This is a genomic window from Rhizobium sophorae (genome assembly GCF_013087515.1).
In the GTDB taxonomy this organism is placed as follows: Bacteria; Pseudomonadota; Alphaproteobacteria; order Rhizobiales; family Rhizobiaceae; genus Rhizobium; species Rhizobium sophorae.
Genome location: NZ_JABFCN010000058.1, coordinates 18,873 through 37,560 on the forward strand (window position 1 = coordinate 18,873; position 18,688 = coordinate 37,560).

General features: G+C 61.2%; 13 protein-coding genes and 1 pseudogene. 8 read left to right on the top strand and 6 right to left on the bottom strand.

What is annotated here, in order from left to right; genetic code table 11:
• The first annotated feature begins 4 nt into the window (after window positions 1-4).
• The 3 genes from G9X64_RS30895 to G9X64_RS30905 are packed head-to-tail and all read left to right on the top strand — an operon-like array spanning window position 5 to window position 3,155.
• Window positions 5-1,870 (top strand): acetyl/propionyl/methylcrotonyl-CoA carboxylase subunit alpha, encoded by a 1,866-nt coding sequence (locus tag G9X64_RS30895; RefSeq protein WP_171378062.1) that lies wholly within the window; start codon window positions 5-7, stop codon window positions 1,868-1,870.
• Window positions 1,870-2,322, top strand: coding sequence for a MaoC family dehydratase (locus G9X64_RS30900; RefSeq protein WP_168311792.1), 453 nt, complete (start codon window positions 1,870-1,872; stop codon window positions 2,320-2,322). Before G9X64_RS30895 ends, G9X64_RS30900 begins: the two co-directional genes overlap by 1 nt.
• Window positions 2,319-3,155 carry an HpcH/HpaI aldolase/citrate lyase family protein gene (locus G9X64_RS30905; protein ID WP_168311793.1) on the top strand — a complete coding sequence of 279 codons (837 nt, stop codon included), beginning with the start codon at window positions 2,319-2,321 and terminating at the stop codon, window positions 3,153-3,155. The genes G9X64_RS30900 and G9X64_RS30905 overlap by 4 nt, the downstream gene beginning before the upstream one ends.
• A 17-nt stretch (window positions 3,156-3,172) precedes the next feature.
• Here the strand turns inward: G9X64_RS30905 and G9X64_RS30910 are convergent, their stop codons facing one another.
• The 3 genes from G9X64_RS30910 to G9X64_RS30920 all read right to left on the bottom strand — a co-directional run bounded on the left by G9X64_RS30910 (window position 3,173) and on the right by G9X64_RS30920 (window position 6,705).
• The gene (locus G9X64_RS30910) at window positions 3,173-4,624 is read right to left on the bottom strand and encodes an efflux transporter outer membrane subunit (RefSeq protein ID WP_171378063.1); all 1,452 of its coding nucleotides are present in this window, start codon (window positions 4,622-4,624) and stop codon (window positions 3,173-3,175) included.
• A 102-nt stretch (window positions 4,625-4,726) separates the two neighbouring features.
• Window positions 4,727-6,016, bottom strand: a complete 1,290-nt coding sequence (locus G9X64_RS30915) for a HAMP domain-containing sensor histidine kinase (protein WP_171378064.1) — start codon at window positions 6,014-6,016, stop codon at window positions 4,727-4,729.
• A 2-nt stretch (window positions 6,017-6,018) separates the two neighbouring features.
• Window positions 6,019-6,705: a response regulator gene (locus tag G9X64_RS30920; protein WP_168311796.1), complete on the bottom strand. Its 687-nt coding sequence runs from the start codon at window positions 6,703-6,705 to the stop codon at window positions 6,019-6,021.
• A 207-nt stretch (window positions 6,706-6,912) separates the two neighbouring features.
• Here G9X64_RS30920 and G9X64_RS30925 point away from each other — a divergent pair, with 207 nt between their 5' ends.
• The 4 genes from G9X64_RS30925 to G9X64_RS30940 all read left to right on the top strand — a co-directional run bounded on the left by G9X64_RS30925 (window position 6,913) and on the right by G9X64_RS30940 (window position 14,188).
• A complete protein-coding gene (locus G9X64_RS30925) occupies window positions 6,913-8,013 on the top strand; it encodes an efflux RND transporter periplasmic adaptor subunit (RefSeq protein WP_171378065.1) in 1,101 nt (366 codons plus the stop codon).
• A complete protein-coding gene (locus G9X64_RS30930) occupies window positions 8,013-11,159 on the top strand; it encodes an efflux RND transporter permease subunit (RefSeq protein ID WP_171378066.1) in 3,147 nt (1,048 codons plus the stop codon). Before G9X64_RS30925 ends, G9X64_RS30930 begins: the two co-directional genes overlap by 1 nt.
• 655 nt (window positions 11,160-11,814) lie before the next feature.
• Window positions 11,815-12,822 (top strand): LacI family DNA-binding transcriptional regulator, encoded by a 1,008-nt coding sequence (locus G9X64_RS30935; protein ID WP_171378067.1) that lies wholly within the window; start codon window positions 11,815-11,817, stop codon window positions 12,820-12,822.
• 28 nt (window positions 12,823-12,850) lie between these two features.
• Window positions 12,851-14,188, top strand: a complete 1,338-nt coding sequence (locus G9X64_RS30940; protein WP_168316469.1) for an alpha-L-fucosidase — start codon at window positions 12,851-12,853, stop codon at window positions 14,186-14,188.
• A 100-nt stretch (window positions 14,189-14,288) separates the two neighbouring features.
• Here the strand turns inward: G9X64_RS30940 and G9X64_RS30945 are convergent, their stop codons facing one another.
• Together G9X64_RS30945 and G9X64_RS30950 are read right to left on the bottom strand one after the other, a co-directional pair.
• Entirely contained in the window at window positions 14,289-15,029 is a 741-nt protein-coding gene (locus G9X64_RS30945; protein WP_168311859.1) for a hypothetical protein, read from the bottom strand.
• A 361-nt stretch (window positions 15,030-15,390) separates the two neighbouring features.
• Window positions 15,391-16,533, bottom strand: coding sequence for a M24 family metallopeptidase (locus G9X64_RS30950; RefSeq protein ID WP_168311810.1), 1,143 nt, complete (start codon window positions 16,531-16,533; stop codon window positions 15,391-15,393).
• 122 nt (window positions 16,534-16,655) lie between these two features.
• Between G9X64_RS30950 and G9X64_RS30955 the strand changes: the two are divergent.
• Window positions 16,656-17,953, top strand: a pseudogene (locus tag G9X64_RS30955) (alpha/beta fold hydrolase).
• 29 nt (window positions 17,954-17,982) lie between these two features.
• On the opposite strand, the gene G9X64_RS30960 reads toward G9X64_RS30955, so the two are convergent.
• Window positions 17,983-18,687, bottom strand: coding sequence for a GntR family transcriptional regulator (locus G9X64_RS30960; RefSeq protein ID WP_017968568.1), 705 nt, complete (start codon window positions 18,685-18,687; stop codon window positions 17,983-17,985).
• Window position 18,688 lies beyond the last annotated feature (1 nt).

The window sequence follows — 18,688 nt, forward strand, 5'->3', positions numbered from 1 at the left end:
GCCGATGATGGAAAGTCTTCTCATTGCTAATAGGGGCGAAATCGCCCGCCGCATCATCCGCACGGCCAAGATACTCGGCATCCGCACCATCGCCGTCTATTCCGAGGCCGATGCCGGCCTACCCTTCGTAAGCGAGGCGGACGAGGCGATCGCCATCGGCCCCTCGCCGGCCCGCGAAAGCTATCTCTCGCAGGAACGCATCCTGGAGGCCGCCCGGAAAACCGGCGCTGCCGCGATCCATCCCGGCTATGGTTTCCTTTCGGAAAATGCCGGATTTGCCGAAGCGGTGGAAAAGGCTGGGATCATCTGGGTCGGCGCGCCCCCGGCTGCCATCCGGGCGATGGGTCTCAAGGATGCTGCGAAAGAATTGATGCAGGCGGCCGGGGTGCCTGTGACCCCCGGTTATCTCGGGCCGGACCAGAGCCAAGAGATGCTGGCGGCCGAGGCGGACACTATCGGTTATCCCGTGCTCATCAAGGCGGTCGCCGGCGGCGGCGGCAAGGGCATGCGCCGCGTCGAGCGCCCGCAGGATTTCGCCGAACTTCTCGCCTCCTGCCGTCGCGAAGCGGCCGCCGCCTTCGGCGACGACCGCGTACTGATCGAACGTTATATAGCCAATCCGCGCCATATCGAGGTGCAGGTTTTCGCCGACAAGCTTGGAAACTGCGTTCATTTCTTCGAGCGCGATTGTTCGCTGCAGCGCCGTCACCAGAAGGTCATCGAGGAGGCCCCTGCCCCCGGCCTCGATGCCGCCACTCGCGCGACGATCTGCGATGCGGCGGTGAAAGCCGCAAGAGCGGTGAATTATGTCGGCGCCGGCACCATCGAATTCATCGCCGATGCCTCCGAGGGCCTTCGCGAAGATCGCATCTGGTTCATGGAGATGAATACGCGGCTGCAGGTGGAACACCCGGTCACCGAGGCAATTACTGGCGAGGATCTGGTGCTCTGGCAGCTGAAGGTCGCTTGCGGCGAACCCTTGCCGAAAATGCAGGACGAGATCGCCATGAACGGCTGGGCCTTCGAAGCCCGGCTCTATGCCGAAAATCCTGCCGCCGGCTATCTGCCCTCGACAGGCCGGCTCGAACATCTGCGCCTGCCAGACACAATCCGCGTCGATAGCGGCGCCGAACAAGGCGATGAAATCACCGCCTTCTATGACCCGATGATTGCCAAGATCATCGCCCATGGGCCGAACCGCGAGGCGGCACTTTCGAAGCTCGCAGCCGCCTGCGCCGGTATCGAGGTCTGGCCGGTCAAATCCAATGCCGGCCTTCTTTCCCGCATCGCCGTCGATCCGGATTTTTGCGCAGCTCGGATCGATACCGGCTTTCTCGACCGCCATGACGACAGGCTTGTGGCGACGGAGCCGAGCGACACCGCAATCGACACCGCGGCCACGGCGCTTTTAAGGAACACCGATGGTGATCCCTGGACCGCGCTGACCGGGTTCCGCATCGCCGGCACGGATGACAAGAGGGTGCGCATCCGTATCGGCGATCACCTCCATTGGGGGCAATCACGTCCGGAGCTTGAGGCAAATACCGTCACGATCGGTGAAACCACGGTGCTTTTCGACGCCGGCAACGCCTGGCCGATCAGCCTGCCCGTCGCAAGTGAAGTCGAAGCAAGTCAGGGTGCCGGCGATGGCGCGATCCTTTCGCCCATGCCCGGCCTCGTCATTTCGGTGGATGTCGCCGACGGAGATCGTGTCGCCAAGGGGGACCGCCTGCTGACGGTCGAAGCGATGAAAATGGAACATTCTCTGCGTGCGCCTTTCGACGGGATTGTTAAAAAAATGCAGGTTTCCTCGGGGATCAGGGTCTCGGAAAACCAGCTGGTCGTCAGCATTGTGAAGGAGCAGGATTGATGGCCGGCCGCTATTTCGACGAATGGACGGTCAGCGACCGCATCGCCCACGAGATCCGCCGCACTGTCACAGAGACCGACAATCTGCTGTTCACGACGCTCTCCCATAATCCGCAGCCGCTGCATCTCGATGCCGACTATGCTGCCGGCACCGAATTCGGCCGGATCGTCGTCAACGGCACCTTCACCTTCGCGCTCACCGTTGGCCTTTCGGTCGGCGACACCACGCTCGGCACGCTCATCGCCAATCTCGGCTATGACAAGGTGACGATGCCGAAGCCGGTCTTCATCGGTGATACGCTGCGGGTGGAAACGGAGGTGATGGAGCTGCGTCGCTCGAACTCCCGCCCCGATGCCGGCATCGTCACCTTCCGGCATATCACCCTGAACCAGCGCGGCGAGATCGTCTGCCAATGCCTGCGCACGGCAATGCTCAAGGTGAAACCGTCATGAGGCTGCGCTCGCTGCTCTTTGCGCCCGGTGACCGGCCGGAGCGTTTCGAAAAAGCGCTCGCCTCAGGCGCCGATGCCGTCATTCTCGACCTGGAGGATTCAGTTGCGCCGGCAAACAAACCGAGAGCACGCGAGAGCGTGCACGAGTTCGTCCTGCATCATGCCGGCGAGACCGCTCTCCTGATCCGCATCAATCCCCTCGCCTCGCAAGAATTCGAAGACGACCTTGCCGCTTTGAGCGGCCTTCATCCTTTCGCGCTCATGTTGCCGAAGGCCGAAGGGGCCGCTTCTGTGCTGAAACTCGCAGGCTCTCTTCCATCTGCTATCCCAATCTTGCCGATTGCGACAGAAACGCCATCCGCGATCTTCGAGATCGGCAGCTACCGGGATGTCGCGACCAGCCTCTGCGGCCTGACCTGGGGGGCTGAGGATCTGCCGGCCGCGATGGGGGCTGCGACCGCGCGGCGAACGGATGGCCGTTATACGCCGCCTTACGAGCTTGCCCGTTCGCTCACGCTATTCGCAGCCCATGCCGCCGCCGTTCCGGCCATCGACACCGTCTATCCCGATTTCCGCGATCTGGGCGGTCTCAGGGCCTATGTCGGCCGCGCCCGGCGCGACGGCTTTTCCGGCATGATGGCCATCCATCCAAGCCAGGTCGAAGTGATCAATCACGCCTTCACCCCGGATCCGTCCGAGATCGCCTGGGCCGAGAAAGTCGCCGCCGCCTTCGCCGCCAGGCCGGACGCAGGCGTCGTCCAGCTTGACGGGCGCATGCTGGATTTGCCGCATCTCAAGCTTGCGACCCGCATTCTCGATGTGGCCGGGCGATAGAGCAAATGCGCCGCCAATTAGCCCGCCTTTGCGGTTTGCTTGGAGGCGGCGTTCTCTCGGGTGAGGTAGCCGGCACCAATGGCGACGTAGAGATCCACATAGTCCTTGGCAACCTGTTGCACGGTGGCTGCAAGGCTTGCCTGGGCATCGGAGACCGACCGCTGCGCGTCCAGGACATCGAGCAATGACGAGGCGCCATCCTTGTAGCTCGTGGTCGAAAGCGCGAGCGACTCCTGCGCCGTCTGCACCTGTCTGCGCAACGGTTCGAGCGTCTGCGTGTCGCGGCGAACGGCCGACAGCGCGTTTTCCACCTCTTCGACCCCGTTCAGCACCGCCGCTTTCCATGCGAGATACTGGGTCCTGGCATCGGATTTTTCGATATCGACATTCGCCCGCAATTTGCCGCCATCGAAGATCGGCAGGTTGAGCGTCAGTCCGAAGGACCAGCTGGTCAGCGTTCCGCCGCTGGCACCGGATGATTTGACCCAGCTCGGCGAGATCGAACCCGATAGCGAGATCGATGGATAAAGCTGGGCTTCGGCAGCACCGATATCGGCGACGGCCGCCGCCAGCTCGCGTTCTGCCTTGCGGATATCGGGACGGTTGCGGATGAGGTCGGCCGGAATGCCGGCGCGAACGTCGCCGCGGAAAACCGGCTGGCCGGCGCTTTTCTGCAGCTCGCCCATCAGCGAGGCCGCCGGCATCCCGAGCAGAGTGGCAATGTGATGGGCCGATTCGGCAAAACTCTGTTCGAGGCCAGGAATGTCGGATTTTGTCGACTGTACCAGGCCCTCGGCCTGAACGACGTCGAGACGGGAGGCCGCACCTGCCTTGAGCTGCAGCTGCGTCAGTTCGTAAGTCTGTTGGCGGGATTTCAAATTCGTCCGTGAAAGCGCGATGCGCTGCTGATAATAACGGGCGTCAATATAGCTCTCGACCAGATCTTTCAGGAAGGTGAGCTTTGCATTGTCGGCCGTTGCATAGGCGGCCCCCAGCGAGGCAATCGCACTCTCCTTCGAGCGACGGTACTGGCCGAAGAAGTCGAGCAGCCAGGCAAGGCTGGCCTCGCTGCCTGTCGTATTCGTGGTGCCGATCGTCGTACGCTCAGAACCCTTCTCGCCGGACACCGTGTGCGATGCGTCGACACTGAGCCTCGGCAGACTGCCGGCGCCGGCAACCGTGACATTGGCGGAAGCCGAATTGATACTCTCGAGCGCCTCGAGCACATCGAGGTTCTCGCTAAGGCCATGAGCCACCAGGCTGTCGAGCTGCTTGTCGCGATAGGCCGTCCACCACTCTGCCGTCACGACATCGCCGTTGCTCTTGCTGCCACCCTCTTTGAATTTAGCAGGAAGCGGCGTCTGCGGCGGAACATGATCCGGGCCGGCGACGCAGCCTGCCAGCAGAAGCGTGACCGCCGATGCGGCGTAGCGGAGCGATGATATTTTCGTGCAGAGCGACGGATTCACTGGCGAGCTTTCTGAACCGGGATCGTGGGTTCAGGCTTAACGGCGCCAACGTTAATGGCGGTAAAGACACTGTAAAGTTAGGTAAAATCGCGGGGATCCGGATCAGGCTTGGTCGTCAGCCGAACCATAGGGCGTCGGTTTTCTGGGAAGCTCCAGGGTGATTGCCAGGCCACCCGTATCCGGCAACGACGCATGCACACGCCCGCCATGGCGTTCGATCGCCTGCCTGGTGATTGCCAGACCCAAGCCGTATCCGCCTCTCGTTACAGCCTCGTTCCCGCGTGAGAACGGCTGGAAGATCCGTTCGAGTTCGTCCCGCCTGACACCTGGCCCCTGATCGGCGACATAGATTTTGAGCCGCTCGGCCGTCGCCTCGCAGGACACGGATATGCGCGAATGCTCGGCGGTATATTTGACGGCGTTGCGGACCACGTTTTCGAGCGCCCTGTAGATCAGCTCACCTTCGACCTCGGCTGCGAAGACGCCCTCGACACTGGTCGTGATCGAGACGTCCCGCGCCTGGGCTTCGAATGCCGCATCGCCGAGAATTTCGTTCAGCAGCTCGATGACATCGAGAGTGTGCGTTTTCAGCGGCCGGCTGGATCCGGCAGTCAACCTGGCAAGCGTCAGAACTTCGCCGACCAGTGCATCGAGCCGTTCGACCTCCCGGTCCATGCGGTCCAGCATGGCGCCGAGTTTGGCCGGGCTCTGCCGGAGCACGCCGACAGCGGCCTGCAGGCGGGACAAGGGCGAACGCAGCTCGTGGGAGACATCATGGAACAGCCTCTGCTGCGCCTCCTGCAACTCCTGAAGCCGGGCGGCGCTGGAATCGAAGTCATGCGCAAGCGCGGTAACCTCGTCCTTTCGGCCGGCCATCTTGTCGCCGATGCGGAAATCGAAGCGGCCATTGGCGAGCGCACTCAAGCCATCGCGCAGGTGCACGACGGGACGAATGAGGTAGCGGGCGAGCGCGCCTGCCGATATCGTGCTCGAAATCAGGATCGTGAGCCACGGCAAGAACGGGCCGAAGTTCTCGAACGTGAACGTCGCCCGAACCGGCAGGGAAATCTGATAGCAAATCCCGTCCTTGAGGACGGATCTTGTATCGACGGTCTTTGGAACCGCACAGGCATCGGCTTTCGCAGTTTTGGAAATCGTCAGACCAGGCGGTAGCGTCTCTTCACTTGTGCTGATGAAATACCTGGCGGCATCTTCGCCATCTCTGGCGAGCACGTTTGCGGTCAGGTTCAGGGCGATCGCTCGCCGCTCTTCCTCCAGTTCGCGCGCAAAAGGAACCCCCTGGAGAAAATTGACGAGCAGGAAGATCACGCCGACTGTCGCCGCCATCGTCAGCCAGATCGTCGTGAAGAATTTCCAGAAAAGCCGAGGCATGGTCAGTCCACGAGAAGTTGATAGCCCTGGCCGCGAACGGACTGGATCCAGGATTGTCCATCCTCCCTCAGTCCGAGCTTCTGACGAACGCTGCTGATATGGACGTCGATACGCCGATCGAAAGGGGTCAGCGGCTTGCCGAAGGCCCGCTTCGAAATGTCCTGCTTCGATACGAGCTGGCCGGCACTGCGAGCGAGGACCTCGAGCAGGCTGAATTCCGTGCCCGTCAGTTCCAAGGTTTCGCCGCGCCATTCGGCGATCCTGCTGCTCGGATGAATCACGAGTTTTCCCGCCCTTATTGTGTCGGTCGTCGCGCCGGCCGCAGGCTGACCTGCCCGACGGAGGATGGCGCGCAACCTCGCCGCAAGTTCGCCCGGCGAGCATGGCTTCGGCACATAGTCGTCGGCGCCGAGATTGAGTCCCGATATCCTGTCGACGTCATCGCCCCTTGCGGTCAGCATCAGGACCGGGACCTGGCTGAGCTTCCTGATCCTCTGCAGAACCTCGATCCCGTTCATCCGGGGCATCATGATGTCGAGCACGATAATATCGACCGTATTGCCGGCAGCAGCGGCAATCGCGGCGCGACCGTCCGTATCGGTGACGACCTCATATCCTTCTTCGACCAGATATTCCTGCAGTAGCGTCGTCAGCTCGGCATCGTCGTCGATGAGGAGAACCTTGTTCATTCACTTCGTCCGTCATTAATCCCAGGCAGCCATACAGCACAAACGCAGTCGCGCGACCGAGTTTTACCTAACTTAACACTAACTTGACCGCACTTAACGTTCACCCCGTTACTTATCATTCCATGACATCACGCGGGCCAGGATCGGGTTGCCTCATCATGAGCCGCAATCCTGCGTCGAGTTGGCACGGATCGGGAAAGGGCCCCCATGCCTTTGCCCACAAGGAGTGCATCGTTGAGAAAACCGCCCAGAATACTCGCTGTCGCTCTTGTTGCGGCAGCGCTCCTGCTTCCCCTGCGCAATGCCATGGCGGATCAATCCGCCGCACCCGCCCTTACCGTGTCGCTGGTGACCCCGGCTGAGCGAGACTGGCCGGAAACCGTTCCCGCAAGCGGCTGGCTGAAACCCTGGCAGGAAGCCATCATCGCTTCCGAGACGAGCGGTCTGCGCGTAACCGAAATCCTGGCCGACGTCGGCTCCGTGGTTAAGAAGGGGCAGATTCTCGTGCGGCTGTCGCAGGACAGCGTGCAGGCCGACCTTCGCAAGCAGGAGGCGGCCGTCGTCACCGCTCAGGCAAACCTGACAAAGGCGAAGGCCAATGCGGATCGGGCTCGGCAGCTACGCTCTTCGGGCGCCCTCTCGGATGAAAAGATCGTCGAATATCTCGCTGACGAACAGACGGCGACGGCAAGTCTTGCGTCTGAAGAGGCGGCGCTCGACAGCCAGAAGATCAAGCTCGACCAGACAACCGTCACGGCCGTCGACGACGGCCTGATAACCTCGCGATCGGCCGAACTCGGCGCGGTCGTCTCGTCGGGCACCGAACTGTTTCGCCTGGTCCGCCAGCAGCGGGTCGAATGGCAGGCCGAGGTTTCGGCTCGTTACCTCTCACGCATCTCGGAGGGATTGAGCGTCGACATCGACGGGCCGGACGGACGTCCCGTTCAGGGCAAGGTAAGGCTCGTCGGACCTTCGATCGACACCAATACAAGCCGGGCAATCGTGTATGTCGCGCTTCCGCAGGATGTTCAGCCGCGCACCGGCCTTTATGTCACCGGCACCATCGAACTGAGGACCACACCGGCACTGACGGTTCCGGAGACCGCGATCGTGTTCCGTGACGGCATAAACTACGTCTTCACTGCCGGCGAGGACAAGCGAGTAAGGCGGGTTCGGGTGGAGACCGGACGCCGCAACGACGGCGAAGTCGAGATCATCTCCGGCATAGATAAGTCGGCGAGAGTGGTGACGTCAGGCGGAGCGTTTCTGTCCGACAACGATCTCGTGAAGACTGCGGGAGAAGGCTGATGAATTTTTCCGCATTTTCGATCCGCAATCCCGTACCGGCAATCCTGCTCTTTGCGATGCTTGCCGTCGGCGGTTTGCTGGCCTTCAAGCAATTACCGATTCAGAACTTCCCCGATATGGACCTCCCGACCATCAAAGTGACCGCGACGCTCGATGGCGCAGCACCGGCGCAGCTCGAAACGGAGGTCGCCCGCACGATCGAGGACAATCTTGCCTCGCTGAGCTATCTCGACCACGTCACCACGACGATCACCGACGGCACTGTGTCGATCAGCGTGTCCTTCAAACTGGAAAAGGACAGCGAAACGGCCCTGAACGAGGTTCGCAACGCCGTCGACAGCGCAAAGGCCGATCTGCCGGCGCAGATGCAAACGCCAAGCGTCACCAAAGTCACCGTGCAGAGTTCGGCGCTGGTCACCTATGCCATCCAGTCTGCCGCCCTTAATGAAACCGAGCTCTCCTGGTTCATCGACAACGATTTGACCAAGGCGCTCCTGTCGGTACCGGGCGTCGGACAGGTCAACCGCATCGGCGGTGTCGACCGCGAGGTTCACGTCGACCTCGATCCGACAACGATGGCCGCTTTCGGCGTCACGGCGACCACTGTGTCGGCGCAATTGAAGTCGGTTCAGGCCGATACTTCAGGTGGCCTTGGAGAGATTGGCGGCACTCGTCAGACATTGCGCACGCTCGGCGCCGTGGCATCGGTCGATGCTCTGAAGGAGCTTAGAATTCCCCTCGCCAACGGGCAGCAGGTTCGTCTCGACGATGTCGCATCCGTCACGGACAGCTTCGCGGAGCGCTCCTCGATGGCCTATCTCGACGGCAAACCGGTGGTCGCGGTCGAGATCAAGCGTTCGAACGGGTTTTCGGACAGCGGTGTCGCGGACGATGTCGACCAGGCGATGAAACAGTTCGCAGCCAAGCATTCCAACGTCCAGATCGAGGAGGCCTACAGCACGATCGGACCGATCATCGACAACTACGATGGTTCGATGCACATGCTGTACGAAGGCGCGATTCTGGCGATCATCGTCGTCTGGCTCTTCCTTCGGGACTGGCGTGCGACGATCCTGTCGGCCGTGGCGCTGCCGCTGTCGGTCATACCAACCTTCCTTGTCATGTACCTGGCCGGCTTCAGCCTGAATATCGTCACTTTGCTGGCGCTGTCGCTCGTGGTCGGCATCCTCGTCGATGATGCTATCGTCGAGGTCGAGAACATCGCCCGCCACCTGCAGATGGGCAAGCGGCCGATCGACGCCGCTCTGGAGGCGGCCAACGAGATCGGGCTCGCCGTCATCGCCACCACCTTCACGTTGGTCGCGGTCTTCCTGCCGACAGCCTTCATGAGCGGCATACCGGGACTTATATTCCGCCAGTTCGGTATCACCGCCGCAGTGGCGGTCCTCGTCTCGCTCGTCGTCGCACGGCTGCTGACGCCCATGATGGCCGCCTATTTCATGAAGGCCCATCCGACCGAGGAAAAGGACGGCCGCATCATGCGCGCCTATCTGGCAATCGTGAAAGCCGCCATGAACCGCAGGAAGACCACGGTGGCCGTGACTGCCGTCGTCGTCGCACTTTCGCTCGCCACCATCCCACTCCTGAAATCCGGTTTCCTGCCTGCTTCCGACGACGCGCGAGCTCAGATCACGCTCACCATGCAGCCGGGTGCTACTATCGAGCAGACGAACGCCACGACCACGAAGGCCGCCGATATCGTCGGCAAGCTCACGGACGTGACACATGTCTTTTCCTCGGTCGGTTCCGCATCCTCGGGCGGCGGCCCCGACTCCAGCACCACGAGCAGCGTCGGATCCGCCACGATCGTCGCTGTGCTGCCGCCCATCGGCGAGCGTGATCGCAAACAGTCGGAAATCGAAAACGACATCCGGCAGGCGCTCTCGGTCCTTCCCGGCGTGCGGGTCGCGGTCGGCGGCGGCGGCAACGGCACGAAGCTGGAGATCACCCTTGCCAGTGACGATGCCGACACGCTTGACGGCGCAAGCACGGCGCTCGAAGAACAGCTCCGCACGCTGCAGGGCATCGGCGCGGTGACATCGACCGCGGCCAGACAGGCGCCGGAGATTCAGATTACGCCCGACTTCGCCCGCGCAGCAGCGCTCGGGGTGACCTCGAGCGCCATCGCCGAGGCCGTGCGCGTGGCCACGAACGGGGAATACTCCGCCGACCTGCCGAAGCTCAACCTTCCGCAGCGCCAGGTTCCGATCGTCGTCCGCTTCAGCCCCGAGACGCGCACGAAGCTCGACGACATCAAGAACATGCGCGTGTCAGGAACGAACGGCAATGTCGATCTCGGATCGATCGCCGATATCCGGATCGGCGGCAGCCCGTCGGAGATCGACCGCATCGACCGGATGCGCAATGTCACCCTTTCCGTCGAGCTCAACGGCCGCATCCTGGGCGACGTCAACCGCGAGGCGCAGGCTCTGCCGGCACTCCAGCGTCTGCCGCCAGGTGTCATCCTCGTCGAACAGGGCGAACTTCAGCGCAGTTCGGAGTTGTTCCAGAGTTTTGGCCTTGCAATGGCGATCGGTGTGTTCTGCATCTACGCAGTCCTCGTCCTGCTCTTCCACGACTTCCTGCAGCCACTCACCCTTTTGATGGCTCTGCCGCTCTCGCTCGGCGGTGCGCTGGTGCCGCTGGTGGTGACCGGAACCAGCTTCTCGATGTCCGCCGTCATCGGGCTGCTCATGCTCATGGGCGTGGTGACGAAGAACTCCATCCTTCTCATCGAATACGCGATCATGTCGCGTCGCCAGGGCATGTCGCGGTTCGACGCCCTTGTAGATGCCTGCCACAAGCGCGCGCGACCCATCATCATGACCACCATCGCCATGGCATTCGGCATGCTTCCGGTCGCTCTGAGCCTGACAGGCGGCGATTCCAGCTTCCGCCAGCCGATGGCGATCGTGGTGATCGGCGGGGTGATGATGTCGACGTTGCTCAGCCTCATCGTCATCCCTGTCATCTTCACCTTCGTCGACGACCTCAACGAGGCAATCAAGCGCCTCGTGCGCCCGACCGGGCCTAATACCGCCGACTCGGAACCGCAGGCATCCAATGATCGCGCGGCGATCACCTTCAAGCCCGGGCTTTCGAAGCGAGGGCAAGGTCAGAGATGACTGCTTTTGGCACGTTATTCGCAAGATGGCCGCGCCCGATACGGGCGACGCTGGCGACTTTCATGACAACCTCTTCGGTCGAATTCCCTCCCCCGGAACGAGACCGCGGGACGTATTCCCCCGCAGGCGGCCTCGCGCCGCCTGCGCGTCCTGCATCTTCTCTGCCAACAGCCTACCTCGCCCGCGTCGCAGAATGAACCTTTACCGAACTTTACACTTCCTTAACCGCGCTTAACCTCCACACAGCTATTAGAGTTCGACCTCAGTTCAATCCGGAGTGTCGTATGTCCAAGGCACATCGAAATATTCTGCGTTGCCGCTTCGCGGAGCGGAAAGTCATATTTGCCGAGATTTGGCGGTGGTTGCTGAAGCTTGATTCAAAGAATATCTCAATTGCTGCTTTCTTAAGTCCCGGGATCCAATCTCGCGCAGAAACCGTTCGAATAGAGCGTCATGCTCTACTGGAAGACATTTCAATTGGAGGAACGGGGTGATCGATGCTCATCTCCTCTTTCTCTAACGTTATCGTTACCGTTAAATCTTGTCAAAGAGATTCTCGGCGCATTGCACCAGGCCTGCTCAGCCTTGGCTTTCCTGGAAATTGTGTTAGTTATCGTTATCGCAAATTCCTGCCCATCCTAAAGAGACAATCCAATTGAGCCGCGCCAAAGAGCCAGAATCCAAAATAACCATCGCCGATGTCGCCCGCGCCGCAGGGGTGTCGCCGATGACGGTATCGCGCGTGCTCAATGATCGCGGCGGAGCCAGTGCGGAGACCAGTCAGCGGATTATTTTAGCGGCGAGCGAACTCAATTACCGGCCCAATCCCTTTGCGCGCGGATTGCGGTCCGATCGATCGAAGGCCATCGGCCTTCTCGTTCCCGACATCACCAATCCATTCTTTCCCGAAGTCATCAGGGGAGCCGAGGATGCCGCGAGCGCTGCCGGCTACAACCTGCTTCTGTCCAATGTCGTCGAAAACAGCAAGCGGGAGGAAGAACTCATCGAGACGCTGCTGCGGCACCGGGTCGACGGGATCATCGTCTGCAGCCCGCGGCTGCCCGATGCCGCACTGCATAAGGCGCTTGCGCTCCACCGTGCCGTGGTGCTCATCAATCGCGAGGCGCCCAACGAGGTCGCCGGGACGATTGTCACCGATTACGAAACGGGAGCGTCGCGTGCCATCGACCATCTGGTCGAGCGCGGGCGCCGCAGGATAGCGATCATCGCCGGGCCGCGCAGTTCGTTTGGTGGCAAGGGCCGTCTTGTCGGCTTTCGCAAGACCCTGGCGGTCCACGGGCTCAAGGCACAGGGCATCGTTTATTGCGATCCGACCGCAGCGGGCGGCCAGACGGCGGCGGCGCAATTGCTGGCGGAGACACCCGGCATCGATGCCCTCGTCTGCTACAACGACCTCAATGCGATCGGCGCCATGAAGGCCTGCCGGGCTGCCGGCGTTTCGATCCCCGGGCAAATCGCCCTGATCGGTTTCGACGACATTCCGACTGCCGAACTGCTGTCTCCGGCACTAACCACCTTGCGGGTGCAGAAGCGGGAAATGGGTGAGGAAGCCGTGCGTCTGCTGCTCAGCCGCATCGCCACCAGAAACCGCCAGCACGGCATCGTCATCGTGCCCGAACTCATTATCCGCGAAACAACCTGAACTCCCCCATCAACTGGAGGAATATCCGATGGATATCAACAATCTGCAGTCACTGGCCCTGCCTGAGGAGAAGAAGGCCTGGTTCGTCCACGACCGCTTCGGCATGTTCGTGCACTGGGGGCTTTATGCGTTGCCGGCACGCCATGAATGGGTCAAGAGCCGCGAAGAACTGAACGACGCCGACTACCAGAAATATTTCGATCATTTCGATCCTGATCTCTACGACCCCAGTGAATGGGCCAGACGCGCAAAGGCTGCCGGCATGAAATATGTCGTGCTGACGACCAAACACCATGAAGGCTTCTGCCTCTGGGATACCAAGGCCACCGACTTCAAGGTGACCAACACGCCTTATGGGCGGGATCTGCTAGGCCCATTCGTCGACGCCTTCCGCGCCGAGGGCCTGAGGATAGGATTCTACTATTCGCTGATCGACTGGCATCATCCGGACTTCACGGTCGATCCGCGCCACCCGCAGCGCAATCATCCCGATGCGCTGAAAATCAACGAAGGCCGGGACATGCAGCGTTACGCCGCCTTCATGCGTGAGCAGGTCCGCGAGTTGCTGACAGACTTCGGCCAGATCGACATCATGTGGTTCGATTTCAGCTATCCGCAATGGAAGCTTGGGGAGCTGGTCGGAAAGGGCCATCAGGATTGGGAAAGCGAGAAACTCGTGCGCCTGGTGCGTGAACTCGCCCCCGATATCATCATCAATAACCGGCTCGATCTCGCCGGCCTGCAGCCCGACATCGTCACGCCGGAGCAATACATGCCGCGCGCCCGGCCGCTCCGCGATGGCAGGCGAGTCGTCTGGGAAGCGTGCCATACGCTCAGCGGTTCCTGGGGCTATCACCGCGACGAGGACACCTGGAAGAGCACGGAACAACTGGTGCAGATGCTGGTCGGCACCGTTGCCATGGGCGGCAATCTGCTGATGAATGTCGGGCCGACGGCGCGCGGCACGCTCGACCACCGCGCGATTGCAGCCCTTGCCGCTTACGAGGAGTGGATGACACTGCACGAGCGCAGCATCGTCGGCTGCACCCAGTCCGACTTCGCCGCGCCGGCCGACTGCCGCCTGACCCAGAATGGCGATCGCCTCTATATCCACCTCTTCAACTGGCCCTATCGCCATCTGCATTTCGATGCGCTGGCAGGAAAAGTCGAATACGCGCAGTTCCTGCATGATGGCAGCGAGGTCACCTGGCTACGCCCGTCCTCCAATACCTTGTGGGCGAACACTCAGTTCCCCGTCGGTGAAGATCAAATGACATTCGTCCTGCCGGTGCGCCGGCCTCAGATCGTGGTCCCGGTCATCGAAGTTAAGCTCAAGGCGGGAAGCACCTCTGGCATTCAGGATTAAAGGGCGGCGGATGATTGTGCAGTTGAGATAGATTGCCTGAGCGGGCATATGCGCGCCCAGATAAACGGATCCGTCAGCCCCGCCATACACCGACAGTGGCTCAAGGATTGGCTTCGGTGGTCTCCACGAAGAGTTGGTTGAGTTGTTTCATCTCGAGCGCATGGGCGCGCTTTCTGAGGGCGGCTGCCTGTTTGAGTGTTGCAAGATTGTCTGTTGTCTCGATGAGGTGAGCATCGGCGACGAGCATCTCCGCTTCAATCCTTCCCTGCTCTCTCAATTGCCAGACATCCCTGACGCGAAATTGAACCATTATCACGCCGAAAAGTGCCACGAGCGCGGAAGCGGCCATCGGCAGCCAATTGGGGACAACCGGGCCATAGGCGGAAAACAACGATGAGAGACCGCTCAAAACGATGATCCCCAATGTGAGAAAATTCCAGAGATATTGATTGACCTTGGAGGAGCGCGCATAGCCGTTTCGATGTATTCGAAGGTCACGCAATGCCTGCCTTTTGATCTCGGCTGCGTCCGAGGGAAGCATGCTTTCGGCCGTCTCCTGCTCGATCTCCCGCCTTGCCGCCAAAACCACGTTGATGACGGCGATAGTGATCCCGAAGGTAATCATGAACCAGGCGATGTAGCGCAAAGGGACGTCATCGAGAATGACGTTTGACAAAAACTCAGGTTGAAAAAATTCAATTAAAGCACCAATCGATATCAAGAATATAGACAGGGCAACCACTGCTATCGAAAGCATCGCCGCTATATTTCTATATCTGCCAGTCAGTGTCATTTTCTGCAGTTGAGCGCGGTCATTCCCCTCCTTTCTGAACAAATCCATCATCCTATCCTCGAGACTATAGGGTTAACCATAGTCAACCTTTTACCACGTCAGAAAGCAAGTAACGTTTGCGAGGTAATACTTTACGGACCGAATTACCGGCTACCCTGGCCAATGTCCGGGCCGGGGCAGCCTCCGCCTCTTCAATCCGGTCGCTTCAGGCTATGCTGATCGCCAGCGGCCAGGTCGAGATCGCGGGCCATATATTCCTGTATCTGTCGGACGATCTGCGCGGCGTGAGCGTTCGTCAGCCGGTCGGCCCGCTCGGCGCCTTGATCGCGGCGATGATCTCCTCATGCTCGTCCAGCCTGACAGCAGTTGAAAACCGACGCTGTCTGAGCGGGCAGGAGATCGGGCCTGCTCAGGAGAATGGCTCGGTCGGTCCCGCCGCCGGATTGGTCAGCCAGCATGGTCCCTCGGCGGTCATGTACATATGATCTTCGAGCCGGATCCCGAATTTCCCGGGGAAGACGATCATCGGTTCGTTGGAAAAACACATGCCGGCGGCAAGCGGCGCGTCGTTGCCGCGAACGATGTAGGGTTCCTCGTGGATCTCGAGCCCGAGGCCATGACCGGCGCGATGCGGCAAACCTGGCAGGCGATAGTCGGGGCCGAGGGAGTGTTTGGCAAGCACCTTGCGGGCCGCATCGTCGAGACTCGCGCAGGCGGCGCCGATCCCGGCTACGTCGAAGACGGCCTGCTGTGCCTCGCGCTCGATCCACCAGGCCCGTTCGAACGCGCTGTTGCCGCCCTCCAACATATAGGTCCTGGTGATATCGGAATGATAACCGTCGATCCGGCAGCCGGTATCGATGAGAATGACGTCGTCGCGACCAAGGACCTGATCGCCGTCGGCGCCATGCGGAAGCGAGGTCGCGGCGCCGAAGGAGACGATGCAGAATGTCGAGCCGGCATCGGCCCCGGCCTGGCGATGCTGCCGGTCGATGAAATTGACCACCTCGGATGATTTGATACCCGGCTTCAAAAGCCCGTGCACTTGCCTGTGGACGTCAAGCGTCAGGTCCATCGCATACTGAATGAGGGCAATCTCCGCGGCCGATTTGATCCGACGCAGGTCGCGGATCAGCCGCCCGCCATCGGCAAGCCTCGCCGCGCCCATCTCCGCTGCCAATGCATGATAGAAGAAAAGCGGCAAACCATCGTCGAGGCCAAGTCTGCCGCCCTGGGCAACAAGGCGGGCGATGATAGCGGCACTGCTCTCCTCCTCTTCCCAGACCAGGATTTCCCCCGGCAGATGCGGCAGCGTTTCGACACGGCTGCGCTCGAACCCCGGAACGATATAGGAAATGGTCGTGGGCGTGACGAGCGCGCCGAGGAACCTTTCGCTCTGATGCCAGACGAGCCCGGTGAAGTAACGCAGGCTTTCGGTCGGCCCAAGAAGCAGGCCGACCAGCCCTTCGGCGTCGATCACTTGCCGAAGCCTGGCGAGGCGGGTCTGCCGTTCGTCCTCGGTGATGCGGGGTACGGGGTGCTGCCATGACATGTTGTTTTCCTGCTTTTCCTGCGCGTCCGGATCGATGAAGCCCTGGCCTTGCAGCCAGGATCTTGAACCGACACTAATGCCGCTGTAGGCAATATGTCGACATGAAAAATGAGGTTATGGCGATGGCAGTGGAATACACCATACCGGGCATATTGATACGCGATCACATGGTCGACGTTCCCCTTGATTGGTCCAAGCCGGAGGGGGAGACGATCCGGATTTTCGCACGTGAAGTGTGCGATCCGCCCGCCGTCGCGAAACACTGCCGTTGCTGGCTTTCCTTCAAGGCGGTCCTGGCGGAAAATCGCCGCGGCCGAGCAACGGCGGGCCGCCATGGCTTGCCGAAGCCCTGAAGACGCACCGCGTTATCCTGATCGACCAGCGCGGCACCGGGCGCAGCAGCCGGATCGAAAGTGCGACGATGGAGCGTTTTGCGGACGGCAGGGCCGCAGCCGACTATCTCACCCTCTTTCGCGCCGACAGCATCGTTGCCGATTGCGAACATCTGCGGAAAACCGTCTTCGGCGGCGGGCGCTGGCAGACGCTCGGCCAGAGCTATGGCGGCTTCCTGACCCTTACCTATCTCTCGAAGGCGCCGGAGGGACTTTCCGCCTGTTATGTCACCGGCGGCCTTGCCGGCCTTGGGGCGACGGCCGATGATGTCTATCGGCGCACCTACCCGCGCGTCACCGAAAAGAACACCGCCTATTACCGCCGCTACCCCGGGGATGCCGAGCGGATCGGCCGGATTGCCGACTATATCGAGACCAATGAGGTGCGGTTGCCCGATGGCGATCGCCTCTCCGTTCGCCGCTTTCAGACTATCGGCATCGATTTCGGTATGGCGCCGGGCTACGAGAACATCCACTGGTTGATCGATGAGGCTTTCTCCGGTCCCAATGAAGACCGTCTCTCCGATCGCTTCCTCGCGTCGGTGATGTCCCTGACCTCCTATGACGACAATCCGCTCTTCGCCGTTCTGCAGGAAAGCATCTATGGCCAGGCCGGGACGCCGACTGCCTGGGCGGCCGAACGCATCCGCGCCGAGCATCCAGCCTTTGCCGGCGACCGGCGGCCGCTGTTGTTGACGGGGGAGATGATGTATCCCTGGATGTTCGAAGAAATTCGCTCGCTCAGGGCCTTCAGGGCGGGTGTCGAGGCGCTGGCCACGCATGAGCGGTACCTGCCGCTCTATGCACCGGCACGTCTCGCTGCAAACGAGGTGCCGGTCGCCGCCGTCATCTATCATGACGACATGTATGTGGATGCCGGGCTTTCACTCGAAACAGCGCGCCACGTCGCCAACGTGCAGGCATGGGTAACCAACGAATTCGAGCACGACGGTGTTCGCCAATCGGCGGCTGTCCTGCGCAGGCTGATGACCTTGGTCAGGGAACAGGGCGGCCCCCTCGCCTCCTGAGGCTCGAATGGTTCATTGCTCTCGTCGCATCAGGACATGCTGATCGCTACCGGCCGGTCCAGATCGCGGGCGATATATTCCTGGATCTGGCGAACGATCTGCCCGGCATGGGCGATCGCCAGGCGGTCCGCCCGCTCGACGTCACCGGCCTCAATCGCGGCGATGATCTCCTCATGTTCGTCGACATACTGGCGCGGCAGGCGGTCGTCGAATGTCGAGTAGTAAAGGCGCAGGATGCGGCGGCCTTCGTCGAGCAGCCTGGCGAAGAAGGCCGTGTAATAGGAATTGCCGGCAAGTTCGGCAATCGCGACGTGAAATTCGCGGTTAGCCTCGATCATCGCATAGGCATCGCGCGCCGCAACGGCTTCGGCGAAGTCCTTCTGATGCCGGCGGACGGTCTTCATGATCTCGCCGTTTCGCCGTTGCGCCGCGCCGCGGGTCGTCACCCGGTACATCAGCGTCAGCGCTTCGAAATAGGTGGGCAGGCTTGCGAAATCGATCGTCGCGACGATCGTGTTCCTGTTCGGCAGCGTCGTGACGAGCCCGTCGGCGGCGAGCCGCAACAGCGCCTCACGAATGGGAGTCCGCGACATCCGGAAACGCTCCGACAGCCGCACTTCGTCGAGCGGACTGCCGGGTTCCAGCGCCATCGACAGGATTTCCTGCCTGAGCGTCACATAGACGCTCTGCGTGCCAGAGCCGCGCACCCGCACATTTTCCGCGTCGTTCCGCATC

What these genes read in the sequence shown, in the direction of transcription:
- G9X64_RS30895 (WP_171378062.1), top strand. Translation starts at nt 5, where the DNA reads ATGATGGAAAGTCTTCTCATTGCTAATAGGGGCGAAATCGCCCGCCGC.
- G9X64_RS30900 (WP_168311792.1), top strand. Translation starts at nt 1,870, where the DNA reads ATGGCCGGCCGCTATTTCGACGAATGGACGGTCAGCGACCGCATCGCC.
- G9X64_RS30905 (WP_168311793.1), top strand. Translation starts at nt 2,319, where the DNA reads ATGAGGCTGCGCTCGCTGCTCTTTGCGCCCGGTGACCGGCCGGAGCGT.
- G9X64_RS30915 (WP_171378064.1), bottom strand. Translation starts at nt 6,016, where the DNA reads ATGCCTCGGCTTTTCTGGAAATTCTTCACGACGATCTGGCTGACGATG.
- G9X64_RS30920 (WP_168311796.1), bottom strand. Translation starts at nt 6,705, where the DNA reads ATGAACAAGGTTCTCCTCATCGACGACGATGCCGAGCTGACGACGCTA.
- G9X64_RS30925 (WP_171378065.1), top strand. Translation starts at nt 6,913, where the DNA reads ATGCCTTTGCCCACAAGGAGTGCATCGTTGAGAAAACCGCCCAGAATA.
- G9X64_RS30930 (WP_171378066.1), top strand. Translation starts at nt 8,013, where the DNA reads ATGAATTTTTCCGCATTTTCGATCCGCAATCCCGTACCGGCAATCCTG.
- G9X64_RS30940 (WP_168316469.1), top strand. Translation starts at nt 12,851, where the DNA reads ATGGATATCAACAATCTGCAGTCACTGGCCCTGCCTGAGGAGAAGAAG.
- G9X64_RS30945 (WP_168311859.1), bottom strand. Translation starts at nt 15,029, where the DNA reads ATGGATTTGTTCAGAAAGGAGGGGAATGACCGCGCTCAACTGCAGAAA.
- G9X64_RS30950 (WP_168311810.1), bottom strand. Translation starts at nt 16,533, where the DNA reads ATGTCATGGCAGCACCCCGTACCCCGCATCACCGAGGACGAACGGCAG.
- G9X64_RS30960 (WP_017968568.1), bottom strand. Translation starts at nt 18,687, where the DNA reads ATGCGGAACGACGCGGAAAATGTGCGGGTGCGCGGCTCTGGCACGCAG.